General features: G+C 65.7%; 3 protein-coding genes. All 3 read right to left on the bottom strand.

The genetic code is table 11. The annotated features are described in order from the left end of the window. Positions 1–277: NrdR family transcriptional regulator (locus tag ACTIIH_RS16100; protein WP_441452831.1), on the bottom strand; the 277-nt coding region annotated here is incomplete at its 3' end. Between the two features lie 2 nt (positions 278–279). After that, complete coding sequence (gene hisD, locus ACTIIH_RS16095) at positions 280–1,590, bottom strand: histidinol dehydrogenase (protein ID WP_441452830.1); 1,311 nt, start codon at positions 1,588–1,590, stop codon at positions 280–282. Positions 1,591–1,661: 71 nt separating this feature from the next. Next, the coding region (gene dnaE, locus ACTIIH_RS16090; protein ID WP_441452829.1) for a DNA polymerase III subunit alpha at positions 1,662–3,427 on the bottom strand (1,766 nt) is incomplete at its 5' end.

Raw genomic sequence — 3,427 nt, 5'->3', positions numbered from 1 at the left:
GGATGTTCTCCTCCACCCGCTGTGCGAGCTTCGCGAGATCATCGTCGCTGACCGGGCGTCCCTGGCAGGCCTTGCGCACACCGGACATGATCTTCTGCCGGGAGAACTCCTCGGTGACTCCGGAACGTTTGATCACCGACAGGCTCGTGGCTTCCATCGTGGTGAAGCGACGACCGCAGTGACGGCACTGCCGACGCCGACGGATCGCTGCGCCGTCTTCGCTGGTCCTCGAATCGACGACCCGCGAATCGGACTCACGGCAGAACGGACAGCGCATCTCTACTCCTCGAACCTGATGTCGACAGCCCGCCCGTGGGCCGGCAGCTGTTCGCTGGCGGCGAGAACACCGATGTGCCCGGCCACCTCGGACAGTGCCTGGCGATCATAGTCGATGACCTGGCTGACCTTGATGAATGAGTGCACACCCAGCCCCGAACCGTGAGCGGCGGTGCCCATCGTGGGCAGCACGTGATTCGACCCGGCGCAGTAGTCACCGAGCGACACCGGTGCCCAATCGCCGAGGAAGACCGCTCCGCCGTTGGTGATCCGTGCCCCGACAGCTTCCGCCTCGGCCGTGTGGACCTCGACGTGCTCTCCGGCGTAGCCGTTGACCACGGTGATCCCGGCGTCGAGGTCGTCGACGAGGACGATCGCCGACTGTCGACCGGCCAGAGCCGCCCCGATCCGTTCGGTGTGCATCGCCTGCGGCACCTGCACGTCCAGCTCCTTCTGCACCGCCTCGGCGAGTTCGACGGAGTCGGTGACCAGCACCGAGGCGGCCAGTTCGTCGTGTTCGGCCTGACTGATGAGGTCGGCGGCGACGAAGCGCGGGTCGGCCTGGTCGTCGGCGAGGATGATGATCTCCGTGGGTCCGGCGACCGCGTCGATGCCCACCCGGGAACGGACCAGGGACTTCGCCGCAGCCACATAGGCGTTCCCGGGACCGGTGATGAGGTCGACGGGTTCGAGTTCCTCACCGTCGTCGAAGCCGTAGGCCAGGGCGCCGATCGCCTGAGCTCCGCCCATCGCCCACACTTCGTCGACGCCGAGGATGTGTGCGGTGGCGAGCACGGTGGGGTGCGGCAGGCCGTTGCTCTGGGGCGGGCTCGCGATCGCCAATGAGTGTGCACCGGCGGTCTGTGCCGGCACGACGTTCATGATCACCGTCGACGGGTACACGGCCAGTCCGCCGGGAACGTAGAGTCCGACCCGTTCGACCGGCAGGTGGCGCGTGGTGACGAAGGCGCCGGAGGCCAATTCGGTGCGGACATCGTCGGGACGCTGATCGGCCGCGACCGTCCGAGCCCGGGCGATGGATTCGACGAGTGCGGCCGTAACCGCGGGATCGAGTTCGGCTGCGGCCTCGGCCAGCGCCGAGGCCGGCACGCGCAGCGCCTCGGAACGGACCCCGTCGAAGCGTTCGGTGAAGTCCTTCACCGCGGCCGCTCCTCCGCCGGCGACGGTGTCGAGCAGGTCGGCGACTCGTCGTTCGATATCGGCATGGGTCTCGGCGGCCCGAGGCAGCTTCTGCGCCAGGAATCGCTTGTTGAGGGTCTCACCACGGAAGTCCAGAGTGTTCACCCGCACCATTCTAGTCTCTGCAGCAGCACTGCAGGCCCCCGGCCCGCAGTGCGGACGAGCGCGGTCTCGGCGGTCGCGCCTCAGACGCTGAAGCAGCGGGAGCCCAGCAGAGCCTTGAGGTCGCCGTAGAGGCTCGGGTTCGGATCGACTCTGATCGACCGATCCAGGCGCATGATCGTCTGCCGTCCCGGCTGAGACAGGGTGATGTGGACGTCCGTCTGCCCCTTGTTGGATTCGAGGATCCGTTTGAGCTTCGACGCCATCTCCTCGGTTGCCTTCTCCATCGGCATGATGAGGTTGAGCGGCCGATCGTTGGGGTCGGTGACATCGGGAATCGTCATCGCCATCGCCATCAGCGAGGTCGGACGGTCATCGGAGGTGCGGATGCGACCGGTCAGGGAGATCACGAGGTCGGTCGCCAACAGGCTCGCCACCGGCTCGTAGGTGTCACCGAAGAACATCACCTCGATCTCGGCTTCGAGATCCTCCACGGTCACGATCGCATAGGGACGCCCCGAGTTCTTCGACACCTTGCGGGTGACCTGGGTGATCATTCCGCAGACCTTGATCTGGGATCCGTCATGGCGGTGCGACTCCGGATCGACCACCTCGGCGATGGAGGCATCGGATTCGGCAGCCAGCACACCTTCGAGCCCGTTGAGTGGGTGGTCGGAGACGTAGAGACCGATCATGTCACGCTCGAAGGACAGCTTCTCCTTCTTCTCCCACTCCGGACGGTCCGGGATGGTCACGGAGAAGCCCGGTGAGTCGTCTCCCCCGCCGAGCCCGGCGAAGAGATCGAACTGTCCGTTGGCTTCCTGTCTCTTGACTCCGATGACCGAGTCCACGGCCTCCTCGTGGACTTCGACGAGTGAGCGACGGCTGTGGCCGAGCGAGTCGAAGCCGCCGGCCTTGATGAGCGATTCGATTGTGCGCTTGTTGCACACGTGGCTGGGCACCTTGTCGAGGAAGTCCGTGAACGAGGTGTAGGCGCCCTGCTCACCGCGGGTCTCGACGATGCCCTCGACGACGTGCGCGCCGACGTTGCGGACCGCGCCCATGCCGAAGCGGATATCGGTGCCGACCGGGGTGAAGTGGAGCGCGGATTCGTTGACGTCCGGAGGCAGCACGGTGATGGCCAGACGGCGGCACTCGTTGAGGTAGATCGCGAGCTTGTCCTTGTTGTCGCCGACCGAGGTCAGCAGGGCCGCCATATATTCGGCGGTGTAGTGGGCCTTGAGGTAGGCGGTCCAGTAGGACACGACGCCGTAGGCGGCCGAGTGCGCCTTGTTGAACGCGTAGTCCGAGAAGGGCAGCAGGATGTCCCACAGGGCTTGAGCGGCGGCCTCGGAATAGCCGCGTTCCTTCATCCCGCCGAAGAATCCGACCTGCTGCTTGTCGAGCTCGGACTTCTTCTTCTTGCCCATCGCGCGGCGGAGGATGTCTGCCTGTCCCAGCGAATAGCCGGCGACCTTCTGCGCGATCGCCATCACCTGCTCCTGGTAGATGATGAGTCCGTAGGTGGTGTCGAGGATCTCCTTGAGCGGCTCGGCGAGTTCCGGGTGGATCGGGGTGACCTCCTGCAGACCGTTCTTGCGCAGGGCATAGTTCGTATGCGAATCGGCACCCATCGGGCCGGGGCGGTAGAGCGCCAGGGTCGCGGAGATATCCTCGAAGTTGTCTGGCTTCATCATCCGCAGCAGGGCACGCAGGCCGCCGCCGTCGAGCTGGAACACACCGAGGGTGTCACCCCGGGTCAGCAGCTCGTACGCGGCCGGATCGTCGAGGGCAAGGTGCTCGAGGTCGAGCTCGTAGTCCCGGTTGGCTTTGATGTTCTCCACTGCGT

It is taken from the genome of Brevibacterium sp. (genome assembly GCF_052105255.1).
Lineage (GTDB): Bacteria > Actinomycetota > Actinomycetes > Actinomycetales > Brevibacteriaceae > Brevibacterium > Brevibacterium linens_B.
Note: the sequence above shows the minus strand (reverse complement) of the source record. Positions and strands in the feature narration are given on the sequence as shown.

Coding starts and splice junctions, on each gene's coding strand:
- hisD (WP_441452830.1), bottom strand. CDS start 1,590: ATGGTGCGGGTGAACACTCTGGACTTCCGTGGTGAGACCCTCAACAAG.